Consider the following 17,449-nt stretch of genomic DNA (forward strand, 5'->3'; position numbering starts at 1 on the left):
GGGAGGGGTGGGGGCAGTGGCACAAACGCCATGCCGACCCAGAGAGCCCAGAGAGCCCAGAGAGCCCAGAGAGCCCAGAGCCCAGAGCCCAGAGCCCAGAGCCCAGAGCCCAGAGCCCAGAGAATTGTCGGAGGAGCAATCTCTGCCGTCTAGTCCACTAAGCAAGAAAAGTGACGGCGCAACCTCAATGGAGAGCGAAATGCGTTATGCACGGAAACTCTGTCTTGCGGCCAAGTCCCAAGTCATGGACATGTTCCAGGAAGCCCGGCTTGGCAAGGCCGTCGACCCAAGCACGACGTTGCCGCTGGTCGGAGAAATCGCTGCCTCGGTGCTGCGCCAACCTCATGCCCTCATCAGCGTCGCACGCATCAAAACGCACGACGATTACACCTACCTGCACTCGGTTGCCGTCTGCGCCCTGATGCTATCGCTGGCCCGGCATCTCGATCTAGACGAGGAGCAAACGCGCCTGGCTGGCATCGGCGGACTGATGCACGACCTAGGCAAGGCCGCGATGCCGCTGGAAGTGCTTAACAAACCAGGCAAGCTCACCGATGCCGAGTTCGCCATCATGAAGCGCCACCCTGTGGAGGGCGCAAAGATGCTGCGCGCAGGCGGGGCCGAGCCCGGGGTGGTGGACATTGCCCTGCACCATCACGAGAAGATCGACGGAACCGGCTACCCGGATCGCTTGGCCGGTGACGCCATTTCACTCCTGGCCCGCATGGGCGCAATCTGCGACGTCTATGATGCCGTGACGTCGGAGCGAGCCTACAAAAAGCCGTGGGACCCGTCCGCGGCGATGCGGCAGATGGCCAAGTGGGAGGGCCATTTCGACAAACGCATCTTCCACGCCTTCGTCAAGGCCGTGGGCATCTACCCCGTCGGCTCCTTGGTTCGCCTGTCCTCTCAGCGTCTGGCCGTTGTCGTTGAGCCGGGAATGGAATCACTGCTGACTCCCAAGGTTCGCGTGTTCTTCTCGCTACGCTCGAGAGAGCCGATCCCGATGCAGACCATCGACCTGGCGGCCACGAGTTGCAAGGACAGTATCACTGGCCCCGAAGACCCGACGCTCTGGAACTTCAAGAACCTCGACGACTTGTGGATGGAATAGCCCCCACAAAACGACGGCCCCGTGAGGGAGCCGTTGAACATCGTCGAGCGATGCCCGTCCAGGGAGGGATGGCCGAGCTCGATTCTCCAGAAGGTAGCTGGTGACACGAGTGTTGAGCCCACCCAACTAGGGTGACGGAAATTTCTGGGGTTCCGGCTTACATCCCCTGGTTGCTGATGTACGTGCGCCCATCGTCGTAGCCGCCCGTCCACATCACCAACGTCGAGTTCAGCGACTGCGCGTCGCAACGGCCAGCGCCGCGCGAGATCGCCGACACGAGCGACTGCATTTCCGGCGTCTGGCTCGCCACCGGGCAAAGCTGGAGGAAGTTCAGGCGGGCGCGGATCGTGTCCGACAGCTTGCGCTTCGTGATGTTGAAGTACCGCGACAGCGACGGCGTGCATTCGCTCGGGCGCGTGCCCGACGACAGGCACAGGATCGCCTCGCAGGCCAGGCGCGTGTCGCCGGTCAGCACGTCTTGCGCGCTGGCCGTGCCGGCGGTCGATCCGAGGGCTGCCACGAGGGCGGCCAGGGCAAACAGTTTTTCCGTAATGGCCGCTGCACTGGCGGGCACTCAGCACCGCGTCAATGTGGCAATCGAAACCGCCTCCGCTGATGCGCTGAAGGTGATGGTTACCGCTGACCTCGGCCCGACACCTGAGAAGGCATCCGAACACGAAGTGCAGCTTCGCGCCGCCATGTGCCGCCCGCTGATCCTGGTAGGGAGTGCTGTTGAGATTGAGGAGGCGCTGATGAAGCGCCTGACACAGCATGTCCAGGCGCTGAATGAGGGGATGAGCCTGCTGGATGAAATCCGCTCGATTGGTGCGACGGTGCAGGCGAAAGCCGCCACGCCAGCTACTGAGCAGTCTGCAACGCCTGCCCTTGATGCCGATGCCGATGCCGATGCCGATGCCGATGCCGATGCCGATGCCGATGCCGAGGATGGTGACGCTGCGCAGGCAAATGGTGGTTCGGATGAACCCAATCTGAACCTTGCGGCCTCTTTCTAGGAATTGCATTCATGGCACTTGTTGAAATCTCTCTTGCCCGCGTTTTTCGTTACGCCGGTCGCGATCTCCCCGACCCGCAGCCCGAAATGTCCGTGGCTGATGTGCTGAAACACTATGCCCGTCAGTTCCCAAAGCTCAACGGAGCGAAAATCATCGACCCCATTGTGGAGAATGACAGCTATGTCTACGAGTTCCGAGACGGCGGATTCGGCGCAAAAGGTTGACCCGCTTGAAGTCCTGAAAGCGTGGGAGCGTGGCGAACTGGATCGCCACCTCCCGTCCGGTACCGAACCTGATTGTTTAGACCACCAGCAGAGACAAAGGCTATGGAAGTTGCTCTCCTCCCCCGCCAACCCCGGCACTATCGACTTCCACCTGCCGCGCTGACACCTCTTAGCCTGCCGAATGTTGGGCCTGTGATGCGTGACGCACAGGCCAAACTGTTCAGCCGGGACTATGCAGGGGTGGTCGACCACCAGGCTCATAGCATGCTGTGCCGAGAGGCCCTGGAAGCTGGTCTGGTAGCTGAAAGTTCAATCGAATGGCTTCGGCAGTACCCAAACAGCTATGGGCTGCACCGCCTCACGGGCGAGGTTGTACAGCGCCTTGGTGCGTCATTTGCCATCAACGATGAAGGCCTCTTCCCGCAACGCGCCAGCCTGCTGAACCGGCTGAACACCCCGTACGTCGATCCAGTTGCGACGGCATCCTACGCAATAGGCGCTGTAGAGGCAGGGTTGATCGGTCTTGATGCGCTCGCCCCTCATGTCGAGGCAGGCCCTGATGGGGCTGGCAGGATAATGGCGGAGCTAGAGCGCTCGTTGATCAGTCGAGTCAAGGTGCCCACAGCCGTCGAGGACGCCTACACCTTCGGAATCCAGGACGGCCATTTCATTCTGGAGTCGAGCTGCTTCGCTTCCTTCACGGTTCAAGCGCCAGCAAGCTTGGAACTGCGAGTGCTTCTTTTCAAAACACTCGACGCGATGACGCGCCATCTGCTGCCGTTCCACACGCCAATGACCTTCCTGGGGCCGCATAGCTACCTCAACCACGGTCTATCGGAGGCTTTCGAGGAGCTGTCTCCGCGCTTGGCAACCCACTCTAGAGAGGAACTGTGCGCCTTCCTGCTGGATGATTCGGTCGAGCATGATGATTACATCGCCGAATATCTCTACTGCCATGGCCAAGACGAGGACTCTGTAAACAGCCTGCTTGACGCCATCTACGAGATGGATGAGCTGAAACAGATAGCTGGAGCCACGCTTGGCCAGGGAGATCGGTGTGAGATCGAGGAGCTGTTCGATCAAGCGCGGCAAATCTGTGAGCGTGATGATGCACACGCCCCGTTGGTTCAAGTGCTGGCGGAAGCCTTGCAGCACTGCCTGGAGCATGAGGCCAGTGGATCGCTCAAAGAGTTCAACCCCCACGATTTCCCAGGCACAGCCGGTGATGGGGTTTCTCTTTTCGAGAGCATTCTGGTGTGCCTGACTAGGGATTTTCCAAATCTAGAGCAGAGTAGCTATGACGGTTTTGACGGCATTGTCAGCGGCTCTGGCTTCCCTGCAATTGGGTTACCGCTGAGTCCTGATCAACTGCGCACCGTCACCCTGCCAGTTCTAGATGCGCTTTCGCTGACGCTAGGTCTGTTGCAGCGAATCGCCGACGCTTTAGAGGAATGCGGTAATGCTGAGTGAAAAAGTTTCGAGCAAGGCCATGCTGATACACCACCACAGCCAGACCGGCGTGGTCACGGTCACCAGTCACGGCGTCATCGCGCTGGAAGATGGTAAGGCCGGCTTCACGCTGGGCGCTGGGAGGGCATTCAGCGCCTACGACAAATCCGAGCTGGCGGCTCTGCTGCTGAATGAGGATGCAGGGGCGGAATATCTCCCTGAGCATTACCTGTTCAGCTCACGCACCGTCTTGGCCTGGTACCGTCGCCCCGGTCTGCACGATATCCCCATCCTTGGCGAGCGCCTACGCGCCCCGCTGCCAGGCTTGGTCTTCATCGCTGCGGCCAACCAATCCTTCCGTTGCTTTGCGTTCAAGGGTAATCAGCGCCCGACGCCGGAAACGGAACTCTTCTATGCCCCGTTGGGGAATGTTTACCAAGGTGGAACCTTCTGCACTGGCAGCGGCCACGTTCCTCGCGATGTTCGACGTGAGAATATCCCGGCCTGGGAAAACTTCGTGCTGGAAAGCGACAATACCCACAGCGGCACGGTTGAGCCGGTGGCGGGCTGCCGCTCGTTTGAAGCCTTGAAGGAGTTCTATCGAGCACTGAGTGAGAAAGGATCGAAGCGGTTCCCAGCCTCGAAACTGGTTTCAGCTGGGTCGTACAGTGGCCCGCTAACGCTGGCACAAGCTATCAAAGGGGGTGCGCGATGAGCGTTCATCCGATCACGGCTCAGCAATCCCCGATCTACAAGACGCCAGCTTCGTGGGTTGAACGCGCACCACGCATTGTGGTTATCGGGGCCGGTGGCAATGGCAGCGAGGTGGTTGATGCGCTGGCCAGCTTCCACCATGCGCTTCGCTCCCTCGGCCATCCAGAGGGTCTGGAGGTCACGGTCATTGACGATGCAATCGTGCGCGAGCCGAATCTCGTACGTCAGCGTTTCTGGCCGTGTGACTTGGGCCAATTCAAAGCAATCAGCTTGGTGAATCGCTACAACCTCATGCTGGGTACGTCCTGGGAGGCCCTACCCTTCCGATTCCCAAGCAGCGAGACGACAGAGGTGATGCGCGCCGCCGACTTGATCATTTCCGCTGTTGACCTTTCTTCGGCACGGCGTGCAATTGCCAGCAGCTCGGTGCTTTCCAAGCACTGCATGTGGCTTGACCTCGGCAACGAGGCCAGACATGGGCAGGTTGTGTTCGGGGCTGCGCATAAAGACAGGCGCGGCCTCTACCCCAATGTGATGGATGCTTACCCCGAAATCGAAACGCTCGAGGATGACACCAAAAAGTCCTGCTCGGTCGCGGAAGCCATACGGTCACAGGACTGTTTGGTCAACCGTGCGGTCACGACTGCCGGAATGAGCATTGTGTGGGAGTTGCTGCGGACTGGTGAAACCGACAAGCACTGGATCACCGTGGATCTAGCGTCCGGTTGCCAGAACACTTTCCCCTTCCCCACCGTTGCGCGATGCGGTTAGGTCAAGGGCTATCGCGTCCGAGCTGATCGAGGCGTTGCTCCATTTGCGCTATGAGGTCTGCGGCTTTGACTTCGAGGATATTTGAGAGCCGCAAGATCAGTGGGAGAGTCGGTAAACTTTCCCCCCTCTCGATTTTTCCCAGGTGCGCCCGCTCAATCCCAGCCAGGAGAGCAAGTTTCTCCTGAGCCAGGCCTGATTTGATGCGCTGTTCACGTACGACATTGCCGAAAGCTCCTGCCACCTGAGGGTCAAAGCTCGATGTTCCAGCCGGTCGCCCGCGTGCGGGTGGTCGCTTCTCCATAGACAGGAGCGTTATCGGCAGGAACAATTAAAACCACGTTTAAGAATACCCGTTTCGCTATTTACGCTATGCCCGTTCGGCCAGCGGAGCGGTTTTGTATGCACACTCCCTGGTTAGGAACCGAAGATATGACTCACGTTGACCCCTCCGTACCTCAGCACTTGGCAGAGCTTTACCAAGAGCTGAACGCATCGAGAGCGACCCTTCTGGCACTGATCGAGGCAGAGGGTTCTGGCATCCATCGCCGGACACTGGATCAGCTTGACCGCATGATTGCAGAGATATTTTTTCCACTGGAGTCCGTCGTTTACGGCGAAGACGATGCTTCCTCCACGGACAACGCTGCGACTGTGACCCCGGCTGGATATGCGTGGCGTGTAATCGGTCGCAATGGAGAAGTCAGGACTCTCCGCTGTGACGAAACCGGACAGGAAATATCAGTCTCGATTGAGCGAGCGATAAACGACTTTGCCTTGGTGCCGACTCATTTGCCGGAAGTCTACTGTCCCGACCTCGATCTCACTCCGACGCAACTGGAGGGGAAATATGCACAGCGTGGCCACAACCACCCTTTCCTGACCAATTACCAGTGGCTCCAAGCGGTGCGCAACACCCAGACCCAGCTTGGATACTGGCAGTGGGTTTTGGCAGAACTGTCGGCACTGCACCGAAGTTCGCTGTCCTAACGCCGTCCTGAAAGCCGCGCCAATCTAGTTCGATCCACCTCGGGCCTTGGCGCAGGTTCCTTGATGCCTCCTGCCTATCTGCATCTCTCCCCCCAATTAACTCCTCTTCAATCGGTGTGGGAAAAGCCATCACTGACTTGGGGTTTTTCCGATAGCGTTTATCCTGGTCGAAAGCGAATAGGAGGAATGCGATCATGACCGATCAAGTAACGATGCTGTTCGGCCCTCTGGAACTCCGCAAGACAGAGGAAGGTTGGCAGTACCTCAGCCAGGGAGCTGGTCATGAACCTGGTACCTGGTGTGATGCCACTAGCGTGCTTGGGCCGTTCGGCGGTTCAGGTGTGAACGATCTGCTTGATGAGTTGGCTGCAACAAAATCCAGTAAGACAGCTCGCGAATCCGAACTGGAAGATGTTCTTGAGCATATTCGCGGCAAAAGTTCCTGCTGCGACGCCTGGGATCTCATCGACCAGGTTTTGCCGTAGGCCACTGCGCGATCCACGTCGCGCACTAAGCCCAACCGAACGTCGAGGAAGATACTGTGGAGTCGGTACACGAAACGCTGAACCCGCAAGGCCCCGGCCAGCAGGACGAGTTCACCGAATGGATGCGTGGCCCTAATGCACGTTTCGTCGGGGCAAAACGTCTACCTGACGGCACCTATGCCGGCGTCCTGCCGTTAATGTTCACGTATGCCATCTGTCTTGGAGTGACCTACGAGGCTGCTTACCAAAAACGGTTCTGCTTTGAGGACACTCCTGTGTGCCTGCATGAATACAGCAAGCTGACCTCCTTCAACGATGAGCCTTCGGGATGGGTTGCACGGCGTCCACTGATTCAAGATCGTTAATCTCAAGGAAATCCACATGACCAAACAACCAATCACGATCATTGACGCAGGTCCGACACATTGCGGCGGTAGATCCACCGAACCCCGCAAAAGGCACCAGTCATAATGCTTTACATCCTCCTATGCTCCGTTGTTCTGCTGATCGTGGTCATTGGTAACGTCGCTCGCGCTACGCAGGCCTTGGTTTCCTCCGGCCCAAGTCAGCGGCTACAGCAAATGGCTCTCGTGCTGGTTTCCTATGCGGTGGGCATGGCCTACTGCGCACCATTGCTTTACCTATTCTTTGGCCCAGATGGCGCTCCAGGGGAAACTCTCGGCATCGATAGTGCGCGGCTAACCGTATACCTACTTTTCGCCGCCTCAGTGGCGCTACTCTTCTACATCCCCTCACTGTGGAAAAGAGCTGCTAACTCCAAAGGCTTTTGGCCGATGGGTCAGCTCACGCTGGTCGCCCTGGCATGTTTCGTAGGGGGCAAATCTGCATACGACCATCTAACGTTTTTCAACACCGATCAAGCAGGATGGGCGGATGTTGCGCTCATGAAGGAAATCGGGGAGATAACCGATATGCCGGGATGCACAAGCCCGGTTGCCTTTGTCCGGTTCCAATCCACTGGCCCATTTGAATACCGCTGCCCTGGTTTGATCGTTTTCAACCGGCTTTCATCGCAGCCTTTTGGCCCATGGCCACACAACGATACAGGCTCAAGTCAGCAGCTCGCAGATGTCATCCTGAAAATCAAAAGCGAAGCTAAAGTGGCGGAAGACTTTGCAGAGGAGCCCGCCCGGTTATGAGTACGAAAGCCCGCAAGCCAAAGCCAGTGCAGGCACCGTCTGAAATGCCTATTGAGTGGCCGCGTGCCGACCCGGCCGAGCTGGCGACCTTCGACCCGGCGTCGAAGGTCTGCAATATGAATTGCGGCCAGCACGCCCGCGACCCGCGCAGTAGGGAAGAGCGGCTGTTTCTGTGTACAGACTGCTAAGGAGTCCGCCCCACTATGACCGCGACCGAAACCCTGTACACCGCCCAGGCCGGCAGCGCCGTGCTGCGCATCGAGCGCAACGGCCGCCGCGACCTGCCGTTTACCCTGGACTGCAACCGGCTGCGCAACGGCAGCCCGTCCTATATGGAGCTGCCGCGCGCCTACAAGACCGAGCGCGGCGCGAAGATGGCTGCGGCGCGGATCACGGGCGGGGGCCTGGAGTGGGTCGCCGTGACCGAGCAAGACCCCGGCGACTGCGCATAACGGCGGATTACGTCAAATCAGCCCTACCAGGGCGTTGCGGTCTAGCAATCTGAATCAGGACTGCTGGCGACCAGTTGTCGGCGGAGTAGCAGAACAGGGCTAGTCCCTGGCTAAAACGAGGAGAAAAAGATCATGGCAAACCAAGAAGTCGTAGTGACGACCGACACCCAGGATTTGCTGGGACTGTCCGCTGAGGCAGCAGATGCGATTCTTTCCAACTGCCAGGTGCAGATCCAGCTCGTAGACCCAGCCGCCGCTGCGCACGCTGTTCAAACCGACGACAACTCAAAGTAGGCAGCCACGTGCTCGGTATCAGTCATAGCCTTGGGATTCAGGCGATCCTTGAGATGCTTAGCAATAAGACCTCGGATACCCCAGGATGCCCGCAATGACCGATGCTGAGTGGAAGAAAGAAGCAGCTCGACTGCAAGGCGCAGCAACTCGCGCAAAATCGAAAGTGAAGAAGGTGACAATGCTTGCCGACAAGCTCGAGGCGCGAGAAGCCCAGAAGGCAGCAGAGGAAGCTCTGCGTATGCACAAGCTGAATTACTACGAATTGGTAGCCATCTAGCACGGGCGCTCAGGCGTGATCGTCTGCCCGCCGCCGGCTATATCAAGTTCCAGAAATAGGGAGCACATCCATGGAAATGAAATTTCGCACCCAGTCCGGTGCCACTGTCACTGCCGACCCTATGGCTGAGGCACCGTACCCCCTAGAGCTTGCAGATCCAGCAGCTGAGCGTGGCGTTGGCCACGTCGAGTCCGCTTCCCTTCTGCGCAAACAGATTGAGCGCGTGATTCGTGAATACGGCGCAGATCCTGCGGAAGCAGCTCTGGCCGTATGCGTCATCCTCGATGGAAATCTGGGGCTGGCGGAAGACGGCTACTTCGACGACGACGATACCGTGCTGAACGCTCTCACTGCCGACAATCAGGCTGACGACTGATCTGTGTGACGAAAATACGGAGGCGAAAACATTGGCCTGGATCAAGACGAAAGACCTCATGCCTACGCCAGGTGTGCCTGTGCAGTGCAAACTCAGGCATTGCAGCAGTGGAGACATCCAGCAGCATCGTCTGGTTCGTGTGGTCGAGGACGATTGCAGCTGGCGAACTGCCGGCGACCTTTGCGAATTGAGCTATGACTGGGACGTAATCGAGTGGGAATCGGACGAAAACAGTGAGCCAGCAGACCACCAGCACGGGGACCAGTATGCAAATTAAACGGAAGGATTTCCGTGCTGGTGGTTCAGGGGATTCAGCCCTGGCCCAATCCATGCTGGAAATGAATGCGTGGCTCAAGGAACGATCTGTTAAGCCCTTTAACGTCGAAACGCTGGTAGATACTTCGTCCAGCATGGGTTGGGCCGGCCTAGGAGGCGCGGTATCTACGAACGCCGTTGGCGTCCGCCTCTGGTATTCAGAAGACGAGTAGAGTCAATGAATCGCCCGCCTGATCAGCATCTCTAAGGAAAACTGTACTGTGAAAAATTTTGCGTTCGTACTCGCCGCTGTGCTCGGTTCAACCTTTTCCTTTGCCCAGGCCTCGGATAAGCAGCTGACGTTAATCCCTTCCATGTCAGTGATCCCTGTCATCGTCGTTTCTCCGGGGTTGCTCACCACGGCTAACGTCCAGGACTTCGATGGGCTGAACCATGCCGCAGGCACCTTCCAACAGGCCAACAAGAAGCTCATCGACAACTTGGTCAAGCGCGAATGCCGAATTACGATCCAGGTGATACGGAAGCTCGATGAAAGCAGGATTTATCGTAACTTCGGTAACGGGGAAGGTTCTCTTTCCTGCACAGAGGGTGACGGCTCGATCAGCGACATCGTTCTCGGCGGCGATCTGGTGGACGAAAGTGGCGCTCTTGGCCTAGACCTCAGAGATTTGAAAAGTGGTACCAAGGCCTACTTTCTCGTGAAGCAGACTGGCGCGATATAACCGGCAGTCGAGCCATCCATTGCCAGCCCGCTTCCAGCGGGCTTTTGCGGTACCGACACGGAGGAGTGCCAATATGGCCAGTGAGTCCCCTTTTCTGAAACACCGAGAAATCCTGCTCCACCAATCCTATAGCGCCGCCGGCGCGCTCCAAGATTTTGCCCTGAGCTGCTACAACGGCCAGCTCGGGCAGTTCCGGGGCGACGCCCTGGCCAACTTCGACCAACAGCATTTCGCGATTTTTGTCGAGATGGCCACCTACTACCATCAGCACCGCGAGAACGATCCGCATCTGCTCGAGGTCGGTGCGGCCATGTGGAGCGATCGCCGCGAGCGCGGCCGTCAACACCTGGCTCGGGTTGCCGAGCACCGCGCGATCAATCCGAAGCAGTATGCCGAAGGCTCAGAGCGCGACTATTACGAGCAGCTGGATTGGTTGGAGCGCCAGACTGAGCGGATGAAAGAAAAGGGCTGGATCGACGAATAAGACGGAATGGAGACCACGATGGCGAACGTACCCAGCGATTTGATGCAGCAACAAGATGACCCTGTGTGGTTCGTGGAGGAGCGCCAGCTGAACGGCGACTGGATCGCCATCGACCGCGCGGACGATCAGGCCGAAGCCGAAGCGAAGTTGAGCCATGCCGAGAACTGCCTTCCAGGCACGTACCGTCTGAGTCGGTCGGATTGGTGAGCCCGGCCACGAAAGAGCCATCCCATCCAGGAGAAGCGCTGACAAGTAGCAGCCGATCGTGCTCTGTTTCCTGTAGATGATTTCTCCTCGGCTTCCTCCTGTCGCAAGGAGGAGCCGCCCACCTCCGCCACCCATCACTTGGGATTCTCGGTTGCCGCCGTAGGCTGAGTCTGTAGGCACCAGGTAGGTGCTCAGAGGACAGCCAATGCACCCGTCAATCTCCCGCGCACACCAGTTCGACGACCAGGTAGTTATCCCGGCACTGGGCCAGCAGCTCACCCTGCTTGGGTTCGAGCCTGAGCCTACGGTACTGGCCGATGGCACCTATTTCGATGCGCCGACAGTGGATCTGGACAGCTACGACCACGTTGTAGTCTGTGTATCAGGCAAGGACAGCATCGCTTGCCTGCTGGCCCTGATCGAGCAGGGGGTGGATCTGCGTCGTGTCGAGCTCTGGCACCACCGGGTGGATGGTGCAGAGGGGAGCACCCTCATGGACTGGGCTTTTAATGACAGTTTCATTGAGAAATTCGCCGAGGCATTCAATTTGCCGGTCTATTTCTCCTGGTTGCAGGGCGGCATTGAGGGCGAAATGCTCAAGATGGACGCCTACTCCAAACCTCACATGGTCGAAACTCCAGGCGGAATTATTTGCTTGGATCGGGATACCAGTCGGACTTCACCGGCGACCCGCCGCCGGTTTCCTCAGCAAAGCGCCAGCCTGACAACGCGCTGGTGTAGTTCCGCGGCCAAGATCGACGTGGGCCGCCGGGCCATCACCAACCAGGAGCGCTTTCTCGGTACCAAGACCTTGTTCGTCACTGGTGAGCGCCGTGCTGAGTCGAGCAACCGCAGCAAATACAATCAGCTGGAACCTCACGCCGTCGACCGGCGCAAGGGTCGCCTCGGCCGGCACGTAGATGCTTGGCGACCGGTGCTGCACTACAGCGAAGAACAGGTGTGGGAGCTGCTTGCTCGCCACCGAGTGGAGGCACCTGTCCCCTACCGCTTGGGCTGGGGTCGCTTCAGCTGCATGACGTGCATCTACAACTCCCCGAAGGTATGGGCCACCATCAGAAAATACTTCCCTGAGCGGGTCACCCCGATAGCCGGTTACGAGGACGAGTTCGGCTGCACTATCAGCCGGCAGAAAATCAACGTGGTGGATCTGTCGGCCACAGCGGAAGCATTCGATATCACTGATCTGGACGCACTTGCCCAGGCGCGCCAGCGCGAGTACGTACTGCCGATCTTCACGCCAGAGGGCAAGGCTTGGCAGTTGCCAGCTGGAGCATTCGTAACCGAAGGCTGCGGATCGATTTAAAAAACTCCTCCGCGGATTTCTCCTGAACCGAGCCCGGCCTCAGTTCCTTGGGATTTCCGATGCCTGCCGTACCTTGAATCCATCAGCTCCAGTGAGGAGCCGGATTCAAGCACGGAGCTTGTCATGCAGCTGTTCGATGTCGATCTGTTCTCTTCCGCTGGCGTCCAGGAGATGCCTGCCAATGTTGTTCGTGGGCCTGAGAAGACCCTGACCGAGAAGATTGCCGGTGCGGTCGACGCTGTGAAGCGCGTCGTGCGGGCCGGCAAGCAGCCTGTTGTGGCGTGGAGTGGCGGCAAGTACTCAAGCGTTACGCTGAACATCGCGCTCACTGCAATTCGCGAGTTGGCCACCGAAGGTTTTGCGGTGCCAACCTTGAACGTCATGCACTCCGACACCCGGATGGAAAACCCGGTGATCCATTGCTACAACCAGAGCCAGATGCAGCAGATGCAGGCCTACGCGAAGGCCGCCGGTATCGAGATGAAGGTGTGGGTAGCGAAGCCGGGCTTGAGCAATGACTACCTGGTGAGCTTGGTCGGCGGGCGCATCATCGCCAGCGTTGGCTCCAACGCCAAATGCCAGCAAATGACCAAAGCAGATCCCCTGAAACGAGTGAAGAAGGCAATTCTCCGGGATGTCGCGGCTCGCCTCGGCCGCAAGTGTACTGACGACGATATCGTTTCGCTGATCGGTACCCGGTTCGATGAATCGGTGCAGCGCGAGCGGAAAATGTCCGAGCGTGGCGAGAGCGCATTTGAGGCGGTGAATCTCGCCGCCGCCGCCGGCGGGCACGACTGGGTACTCAGCCCTATCGCTGAAATGACCACCATGGACGTGTTCAGCTACATCGGCCAGGTGATCGCCGGCCGGATTGAGTGCTACGACAGCTTTCATCAGCTGGTTGAGGTCTACCGCGACATGAATGGCGGGGACTGCATGGTGAACGTCTACCTGGCTGGGAAACAATCCGAGCGCCCTGCGTGTGGCCATCGGACAGGCTGCTGGTCATGTACCCGCGTCTCTCGAGACTCGTCGGCCGAGAGCATGATCGCCAAGGAAGGCGGCGAGTACGACTGGCTCAAGCCTCTGAACGACTTGCGGAACTACATCAAGGCCCGCCACTTCGATCCGAGCGCTCGATGCTGGCTGGCACGCACGATTGATAAGGAAACGGGGACGATAAAAATCGCTCCGAATTCCTACTCGCCGGCATTCACTAAAGAGCTGCTGGGAATCATGCTCACGATCCAGCTCGACGAATTTGACGCCGCCCAGCAAGCCGGTATCAAGCCGCGCTTCACGCTCTTGGATATCCAGCAACTGCTGGCGGTTGAGGCGCTTTGGGGCCGGTATGGGTACCAGAAGCCGTTTACTGCAATGAGAGTGTTCCTGGAGGTCTACGAGCAAGGTGTTCGCTACGAGATCCCAGATATCGCGGCGCTGCCAAAGTACACCGAGGCAGATTTGCGATACCCCGAGGTCGAGGTGCCGTTCTGTGATGATCAGTACCAGGGAATGTTCAACGGCCTGCGCAGTATTTCCCATGCTGCTGCCGATGCTGAGTTCCTGACCACAACACGCAGTGGCATGGTGGTGATGGACGTGGTGACCAGCAGCGGATTCGAGATCGATCGCGAAGGTGCAGAGTTGTTCGTGAACTTCGAGCTGGATAACGCCCTGTCCCGCGTGACCTTCGACCAGTCTCCGACTGCGGGGCTGCATTACCTGATGGGGTTGGGAACCATCGCGATCTACAAGGGCGACCATGGCGACTGGGATCGGATGATGCGGATGTCCAACCAGATTTTCAGAAGCGATCTTCAGCCCATCCTGCATGACCGCGCTGCGCTGATAACCCGCCTGGGCGGTAACTCATTGGGCCAGATCGATCTGTTCTGATCGTTCCGCTCGGCTACGCATTGGTCGGCTTGGGATTTTCGTGCCGAGCGGCATGATTCGGCTCGAACTCAACCCAGAGGACACATCCCATGCCGCGCCAGGCTCTGCCACTCGCACTGCTCGCAATTCTCACCAGCGCTTGCACGAGCGCGCCCATCCAATACCAGGCCGTGCCTGCCGAGGCGAGGTCGGCAGCGAGGATCGCGCCGGGTTGTATCCAGCTCGCTGATGGATGGCACTGCCAGGAGTTGGTACCCGCCTCGAAAGCCGGCTCGATGGATCGCCAGCGAGTACCCGGCATTCTGTTGTAGTTGACCATCCCTCTCAGCGAGGGATGGCCTGGCCGGCTGATGCGTTTAGAACTGCATCGCACCGTCGATTCAGCAGGTCATGCAGCAGCTCGGCATCATTGGCCGCATCCACGCAATCGCGGTGGATCGCCTTCTCCAAACTGCACTTCAGCCAGTCACTGGTTCCGGGGTTGCTGAGTACCGCTTGAATTTCTTCATTGATGGCCATTGTTCGATTCCTCTGTCCGGAAGGCGTTGTGTGCTCAGCGATTCGCTGTCGAAGCACTCGAAAGATTGCTGTGATCCTGGGCAGCCATCGGTTGCCCCATCAGCTCAAACGCCGGTGAAATGAACTCCGCTGTCACGGCCGCGGAAAGAGCCTCCAGCTCGAAGTCGGTCACCTGAAAGCTCCCCGGCCAGATCCTGATGAGGGCCGATTTTCGGGCGACAAGGAATTTCTCCTGTTTGAGCATGGCCTCGTTGACCGCGAGACGAACAGCCTCGGCAAGGGCATCGCGGCTCCTGAAGAAATGAGTCATGGAGGAAAACGCGCAGTCGATCGACACCCCATCGACGATCACTTGATTCGGCTTCAGGTCGATAACGACGCGATTCGCCACCACTTTTCGCTCGGTCCACTCAAGAAGCCAAGCCCCGAGAGCGCCAGCAGCAGCGAGGGTGCCGGTGACTATCCATGCTCCCTGGCTGGGCGCGTCTACACCAGGTAACAAAGCAAGTGAGCCCAGCAACGGGAGTGGCAGTATCGCCATCCCCAGTAGGGCTTTCGACAGATCATTCATTGGAGGGGAACCTTGATCGGTGATTTCGACCGATTATTCCACGCCGTCAGCGCCAGCAAGGCTGTATTCAGGTCGTAAAGCGGTCAGAAAACGTTTCCCTCGGTTTTGGGCGACGTGCGCGCATGTACGCCCCTGGCCAATCTGCACACTGGTCCGCCGGCGAGACCTTCAGGCAGAGGGCGTTGGCTGAGCTTTCGCTGCCGTGGACATATCAGACGCCCAGTCCCGGAGATAACCAGGAACGATGAGCTTGTGACGAGCTCTCGATCCCCCGGTGTAAAGGGCTGCAAAAGCCTTGCTCGCGGCAACGCGATCACCAGGCCCAACTTGACTGAGCAAGTCTGGCGCAAGCATCACGGCGTCGATCTCGGAATTGCGGGCATCCATGACCCGTCCGAGCTGGAGCGCGGCTGTCCCAGATGTATCGAGGTTGAGCAACGATGCCTCGAACTCTGATGAGCTATAGCCCTTGCTGAGCATCCGATCGATGCGCTGAAAGCTACTATTTTTGCTGCCCATATCAGCCCGAAGATCATCCCAGTTGGTGTACCTGAAGAGCGCGCTGTGGGTTGGCCGTACCTGATCATGGAACAGGCCAATGCAATCGAGAATGAACCGGCGGAAAGTGTTGATTGCTCCAGGTAGCAAGCTGAAGCTCGCGCCAGCGCTCCCCAAGCGCTGAAACCACTCGAATAATCCCCACTCGGAATCAACCAGTATCGTCACGGCCCCGGCGGGAACCTCTGGCTTGTCGTAGTAGACAACCTTTGTCTCGATGCCGTTGTTGCCCTCGAGCGACGCCAATTTCAGTATCGGGTGTTTGTCGATGAGGGGGTTTATGACTCCCTCGATCTGCCGGCCGGCGCGGATTGAGTGGGTGATCTCGTGCTTGCGTAGTGTGCTGGCCCGTTGGTAGTAGCTCCCATCCAGGCGCTGGCATGCGTCACCCAGGGTAATCACGGGTTGGGTACAGCGGTCCAGAAATACCGAGAGTGGCCAGCTCAGGTCGTGCGCTTCGTCGACAATGATGTGGGTGAACTCCAGGCCTATGACCGCCTCATGAAGAAGGGTCATGTGCTTGATTCGGTGATACCCGCGAAGCGGGAGCTGAAGGCGCTGATCGGTTGGTTCTATGGTCTGATCCCACAGCCTTTGCGCATACCCCACCAGCACCAAGCGATCTACGGTATCGAGGGTAAGCCCTTTGGGGATGTGCTGCTCTGATAAAGCAAGGTCAGTGCTGTTGCAGAAAGAGGCAACCATTCTTGCGCAGGCCGTGGCCACTTGGGCTGGGCTGAGCCTACTGATCGACCCGAAGCCTAACCGGGACGCGATGTCTTCCGGGGCAACCTGGTGCCGAGCGGATGCCCGCTTGCCCGGCCTGTAATAGCCGACACTTCGCTCAAGCACATAGTTGGCGAGATCTCCGAACGTCATTCCTCTCACGTTCGCGGCTCCGATTCGCTGCATCAAGGCCTGGAGCTGCACCGCGGTGAACGCCAGCACGAGTGGTCGACATGATGAAAGCGAGTCCACCAAGCGTTCGATCATGTGGGTTTTGCCGGTACCAGCCAGGCCCTGGATATGAATGCTTTCGTCTGGTTCGGCGTGGATAACGCGAAACGTCCGGCTCTGCTGGTTTGACAGAGAAATTATCTTCCCCGATGGGGTCTCGAACGAATGCTTGAGCGGATTGAGCTTCTGGGTGTGCGCAGCGCAGAAATTGAAGTCCCAATGCCCACCGATCAGGAACTGCTTGGCATCCAGCGCCTCTTCATCCAGAAAGCGAAGCCGCAGCCGAGGCATGAGCGCCAGCCCTCTCTCAAACAACTCACGCTTAAATCGGCCGGCAATCAGGCTGGAAAACGTACCAGGTGGATGCGTTTGGCTCAGTTCTGTTCCGACTGAAATCAACTCGGCCAAGGCCTTCTCAACGAGTGTTTCGCTTTTCGGCTTTCCGTCCAGGGCCGGTAAATTCTGGATGACAGCCACCGAAGCCACTTGGGCCACGTCCCACTGCCCAAGTAGGACACGAGCAGAACCACTCGGATCAACCAAGGAATCGGCCTGTGAAGCCAGCAGTGGGATGTAAAGAACCGGGTCGGTCACGCTTTCTTCTCGATGGAATGCA

The 17,449-nt window shown here is 58.4% G+C and carries 25 protein-coding genes; 20 read left to right on the forward strand and 5 right to left on the reverse strand.

What is annotated here, in order from left to right; all coding sequences use genetic code 11:
* Nucleotides 1-16: 16 nt before the first annotated feature.
* Nucleotides 17-1,114 carry an HD-GYP domain-containing protein gene (locus QMX98_RS04610; protein ID WP_282410357.1) on the forward strand — a complete coding sequence of 366 codons (1,098 nt, stop codon included), beginning with the start codon at nucleotides 17-19 and terminating at the stop codon, nucleotides 1,112-1,114.
* Nucleotides 1,115-1,271: 157 nt separating this feature from the next.
* On the opposite strand, the gene QMX98_RS04615 is transcribed toward QMX98_RS04610, so the two are convergent.
* Nucleotides 1,272-1,688 (reverse strand): TrbM/KikA/MpfK family conjugal transfer protein, encoded by a 417-nt coding sequence (locus QMX98_RS04615; RefSeq protein WP_282410348.1) that lies wholly within the window; start codon nucleotides 1,686-1,688, stop codon nucleotides 1,272-1,274.
* Here QMX98_RS04615 and QMX98_RS04620 point away from each other — a divergent pair.
* The 5 genes from QMX98_RS04620 (at nucleotide 1,666) to QMX98_RS04640 (ending at nucleotide 5,285) form a co-directional block, all read left to right on the forward strand.
* Nucleotides 1,666-2,127, forward strand: coding sequence for a hypothetical protein (locus QMX98_RS04620; RefSeq protein WP_282410349.1), 462 nt, complete (start codon nucleotides 1,666-1,668; stop codon nucleotides 2,125-2,127). The genes QMX98_RS04615 and QMX98_RS04620 overlap by 23 nt on opposite strands.
* Nucleotides 2,128-2,138: 11 nt before the next feature.
* A complete protein-coding gene (locus tag QMX98_RS04625) occupies nucleotides 2,139-2,351 on the forward strand; it encodes a PRTRC system protein C (RefSeq protein ID WP_017516400.1) in 213 nt (70 codons plus the stop codon).
* A gap of 195 nt (nucleotides 2,352-2,546) precedes the next feature.
* Nucleotides 2,547-3,821 (forward strand): hypothetical protein, encoded by a 1,275-nt coding sequence (locus tag QMX98_RS04630; RefSeq protein WP_181086667.1) that lies wholly within the window; start codon nucleotides 2,547-2,549, stop codon nucleotides 3,819-3,821.
* Entirely contained in the window at nucleotides 3,811-4,515 is a 705-nt protein-coding gene (locus tag QMX98_RS04635; protein WP_124097860.1) for a PRTRC system protein B, read from the forward strand. The genes QMX98_RS04630 and QMX98_RS04635 overlap by 11 nt, the downstream gene beginning before the upstream one ends.
* Nucleotides 4,512-5,285, forward strand: a complete 774-nt coding sequence (locus tag QMX98_RS04640; protein WP_124097859.1) for a PRTRC system ThiF family protein — start codon at nucleotides 4,512-4,514, stop codon at nucleotides 5,283-5,285. The genes QMX98_RS04635 and QMX98_RS04640 overlap by 4 nt, the downstream gene beginning before the upstream one ends.
* Before the next feature lies 1 nt (nucleotide 5,286).
* Here QMX98_RS04640 and QMX98_RS04645 read toward each other — a convergent pair whose 3' ends face one another.
* On the reverse strand, nucleotides 5,287-5,586 hold the full coding sequence (locus QMX98_RS04645; protein WP_124097874.1) for a helix-turn-helix transcriptional regulator: 300 nt from the start codon (nucleotides 5,584-5,586) through the stop codon (nucleotides 5,287-5,289).
* Nucleotides 5,587-5,714: 128 nt separating this feature from the next.
* Here QMX98_RS04645 and QMX98_RS04650 point away from each other — a divergent pair, with 128 nt between their 5' ends.
* The 14 genes from QMX98_RS04650 (at nucleotide 5,715) to QMX98_RS04715 (ending at nucleotide 14,228) form a co-directional block, all read left to right on the forward strand.
* Complete coding sequence (locus QMX98_RS04650) at nucleotides 5,715-6,272, forward strand: hypothetical protein (protein WP_124097858.1); 558 nt, start codon at nucleotides 5,715-5,717, stop codon at nucleotides 6,270-6,272.
* 194 nt (nucleotides 6,273-6,466) lie between these two features.
* Nucleotides 6,467-6,757 carry a hypothetical protein gene (locus QMX98_RS04655; protein ID WP_124097857.1) on the forward strand — a complete coding sequence of 97 codons (291 nt, stop codon included), beginning with the start codon at nucleotides 6,467-6,469 and terminating at the stop codon, nucleotides 6,755-6,757.
* Nucleotides 6,758-6,813: 56 nt separating this feature from the next.
* Entirely contained in the window at nucleotides 6,814-7,122 is a 309-nt protein-coding gene (locus QMX98_RS04660) for a hypothetical protein (protein ID WP_124097856.1), read from the forward strand.
* A 105-nt stretch (nucleotides 7,123-7,227) separates the two neighbouring features.
* Entirely contained in the window at nucleotides 7,228-7,917 is a 690-nt protein-coding gene (locus QMX98_RS04665) for a hypothetical protein (RefSeq protein ID WP_124097855.1), read from the forward strand.
* Entirely contained in the window at nucleotides 7,914-8,105 is a 192-nt protein-coding gene (locus QMX98_RS04670) for a hypothetical protein (protein ID WP_274149961.1), read from the forward strand. Before QMX98_RS04665 ends, QMX98_RS04670 begins: the two co-directional genes overlap by 4 nt.
* Nucleotides 8,106-8,120: 15 nt before the next feature.
* Nucleotides 8,121-8,369: a hypothetical protein gene (locus tag QMX98_RS04675; RefSeq protein ID WP_124097854.1), complete on the forward strand. Its 249-nt coding sequence runs from the start codon at nucleotides 8,121-8,123 to the stop codon at nucleotides 8,367-8,369.
* A gap of 132 nt (nucleotides 8,370-8,501) precedes the next feature.
* A complete protein-coding gene (locus QMX98_RS04680; RefSeq protein ID WP_161565789.1) occupies nucleotides 8,502-8,663 on the forward strand; it encodes a hypothetical protein in 162 nt (53 codons plus the stop codon).
* Between the two features lie 94 nt (nucleotides 8,664-8,757).
* The gene (locus QMX98_RS04685) at nucleotides 8,758-8,940 is read left to right on the forward strand and encodes a hypothetical protein (RefSeq protein ID WP_128655757.1); all 183 of its coding nucleotides are present in this window, start codon (nucleotides 8,758-8,760) and stop codon (nucleotides 8,938-8,940) included.
* Between the two features lie 70 nt (nucleotides 8,941-9,010).
* On the forward strand, nucleotides 9,011-9,316 hold the full coding sequence (locus QMX98_RS04690; RefSeq protein ID WP_128655755.1) for a hypothetical protein: 306 nt from the start codon (nucleotides 9,011-9,013) through the stop codon (nucleotides 9,314-9,316).
* 536 nt (nucleotides 9,317-9,852) lie between these two features.
* A complete protein-coding gene (locus QMX98_RS04695; RefSeq protein WP_128655753.1) occupies nucleotides 9,853-10,314 on the forward strand; it encodes a hypothetical protein in 462 nt (153 codons plus the stop codon).
* Between the two features lie 73 nt (nucleotides 10,315-10,387).
* A complete protein-coding gene (locus QMX98_RS04700) occupies nucleotides 10,388-10,798 on the forward strand; it encodes a hypothetical protein (protein WP_084341292.1) in 411 nt (136 codons plus the stop codon).
* An 18-nt stretch (nucleotides 10,799-10,816) separates the two neighbouring features.
* Entirely contained in the window at nucleotides 10,817-11,005 is a 189-nt protein-coding gene (locus QMX98_RS04705; RefSeq protein ID WP_084341291.1) for a hypothetical protein, read from the forward strand.
* A gap of 205 nt (nucleotides 11,006-11,210) precedes the next feature.
* Nucleotides 11,211-12,329 (forward strand): phosphoadenosine phosphosulfate reductase family protein, encoded by a 1,119-nt coding sequence (locus tag QMX98_RS04710; RefSeq protein WP_128655751.1) that lies wholly within the window; start codon nucleotides 11,211-11,213, stop codon nucleotides 12,327-12,329.
* Nucleotides 12,330-12,452: 123 nt separating this feature from the next.
* Nucleotides 12,453-14,228 (forward strand): phosphoadenosine phosphosulfate reductase family protein, encoded by a 1,776-nt coding sequence (locus QMX98_RS04715; RefSeq protein WP_282410350.1) that lies wholly within the window; start codon nucleotides 12,453-12,455, stop codon nucleotides 14,226-14,228.
* Between the two features lie 324 nt (nucleotides 14,229-14,552).
* Here QMX98_RS04715 and QMX98_RS04720 read toward each other — a convergent pair whose 3' ends face one another.
* From QMX98_RS04720 to QMX98_RS04730, 3 genes are all read right to left on the reverse strand, one after another.
* Nucleotides 14,553-14,747: a hypothetical protein gene (locus QMX98_RS04720; RefSeq protein WP_282410351.1), complete on the reverse strand. Its 195-nt coding sequence runs from the start codon at nucleotides 14,745-14,747 to the stop codon at nucleotides 14,553-14,555.
* A gap of 34 nt (nucleotides 14,748-14,781) precedes the next feature.
* Entirely contained in the window at nucleotides 14,782-15,318 is a 537-nt protein-coding gene (locus QMX98_RS04725; RefSeq protein WP_282410352.1) for a hypothetical protein, read from the reverse strand.
* Between the two features lie 168 nt (nucleotides 15,319-15,486).
* On the reverse strand, nucleotides 15,487-17,427 hold the full coding sequence (locus tag QMX98_RS04730; RefSeq protein ID WP_282410353.1) for an AAA family ATPase: 1,941 nt from the start codon (nucleotides 17,425-17,427) through the stop codon (nucleotides 15,487-15,489).
* Between the last annotated feature and the right edge of the window lie 22 nt (nucleotides 17,428-17,449).

This window comes from Pseudomonas sp. PS02303 (genome assembly GCF_029959925.1).
Lineage (GTDB): Bacteria > Pseudomonadota > Gammaproteobacteria > Pseudomonadales > Pseudomonadaceae > Aquipseudomonas > Aquipseudomonas mandelii.

Excerpts from the sequence above, each read along its gene's own strand:
- QMX98_RS04630 (WP_181086667.1), top strand. The coding sequence starts at position 2,547 with ATGCGTGACGCACAGGCCAAACTGTTCAGCCGGGACTATGCAGGGGTG.
- QMX98_RS04645 (WP_124097874.1), bottom strand. The coding sequence starts at position 5,586 with ATGGAGAAGCGACCACCCGCACGCGGGCGACCGGCTGGAACATCGAGC.
- QMX98_RS04620 (WP_282410349.1), top strand. The coding sequence starts at position 1,666 with ATGGCCGCTGCACTGGCGGGCACTCAGCACCGCGTCAATGTGGCAATC.
- QMX98_RS04705 (WP_084341291.1), top strand. The coding sequence starts at position 10,817 with ATGGCGAACGTACCCAGCGATTTGATGCAGCAACAAGATGACCCTGTG.
- QMX98_RS04655 (WP_124097857.1), top strand. The coding sequence starts at position 6,467 with ATGACCGATCAAGTAACGATGCTGTTCGGCCCTCTGGAACTCCGCAAG.
- QMX98_RS04670 (WP_274149961.1), top strand. The coding sequence starts at position 7,914 with ATGAGTACGAAAGCCCGCAAGCCAAAGCCAGTGCAGGCACCGTCTGAA.
- QMX98_RS04675 (WP_124097854.1), top strand. The coding sequence starts at position 8,121 with ATGACCGCGACCGAAACCCTGTACACCGCCCAGGCCGGCAGCGCCGTG.
- QMX98_RS04665 (WP_124097855.1), top strand. The coding sequence starts at position 7,228 with ATGCTTTACATCCTCCTATGCTCCGTTGTTCTGCTGATCGTGGTCATT.
- QMX98_RS04650 (WP_124097858.1), top strand. The coding sequence starts at position 5,715 with ATGACTCACGTTGACCCCTCCGTACCTCAGCACTTGGCAGAGCTTTAC.
- QMX98_RS04635 (WP_124097860.1), top strand. The coding sequence starts at position 3,811 with ATGCTGAGTGAAAAAGTTTCGAGCAAGGCCATGCTGATACACCACCAC.
- QMX98_RS04690 (WP_128655755.1), top strand. The coding sequence starts at position 9,011 with ATGGAAATGAAATTTCGCACCCAGTCCGGTGCCACTGTCACTGCCGAC.
- QMX98_RS04720 (WP_282410351.1), bottom strand. The coding sequence starts at position 14,747 with ATGGCCATCAATGAAGAAATTCAAGCGGTACTCAGCAACCCCGGAACC.
- QMX98_RS04625 (WP_017516400.1), top strand. The coding sequence starts at position 2,139 with ATGGCACTTGTTGAAATCTCTCTTGCCCGCGTTTTTCGTTACGCCGGT.
- QMX98_RS04680 (WP_161565789.1), top strand. The coding sequence starts at position 8,502 with ATGGCAAACCAAGAAGTCGTAGTGACGACCGACACCCAGGATTTGCTG.
- QMX98_RS04715 (WP_282410350.1), top strand. The coding sequence starts at position 12,453 with ATGCAGCTGTTCGATGTCGATCTGTTCTCTTCCGCTGGCGTCCAGGAG.
- QMX98_RS04710 (WP_128655751.1), top strand. The coding sequence starts at position 11,211 with ATGCACCCGTCAATCTCCCGCGCACACCAGTTCGACGACCAGGTAGTT.
- QMX98_RS04640 (WP_124097859.1), top strand. The coding sequence starts at position 4,512 with ATGAGCGTTCATCCGATCACGGCTCAGCAATCCCCGATCTACAAGACG.
- QMX98_RS04685 (WP_128655757.1), top strand. The coding sequence starts at position 8,758 with ATGACCGATGCTGAGTGGAAGAAAGAAGCAGCTCGACTGCAAGGCGCA.
- QMX98_RS04725 (WP_282410352.1), bottom strand. The coding sequence starts at position 15,318 with ATGAATGATCTGTCGAAAGCCCTACTGGGGATGGCGATACTGCCACTC.
- QMX98_RS04700 (WP_084341292.1), top strand. The coding sequence starts at position 10,388 with ATGGCCAGTGAGTCCCCTTTTCTGAAACACCGAGAAATCCTGCTCCAC.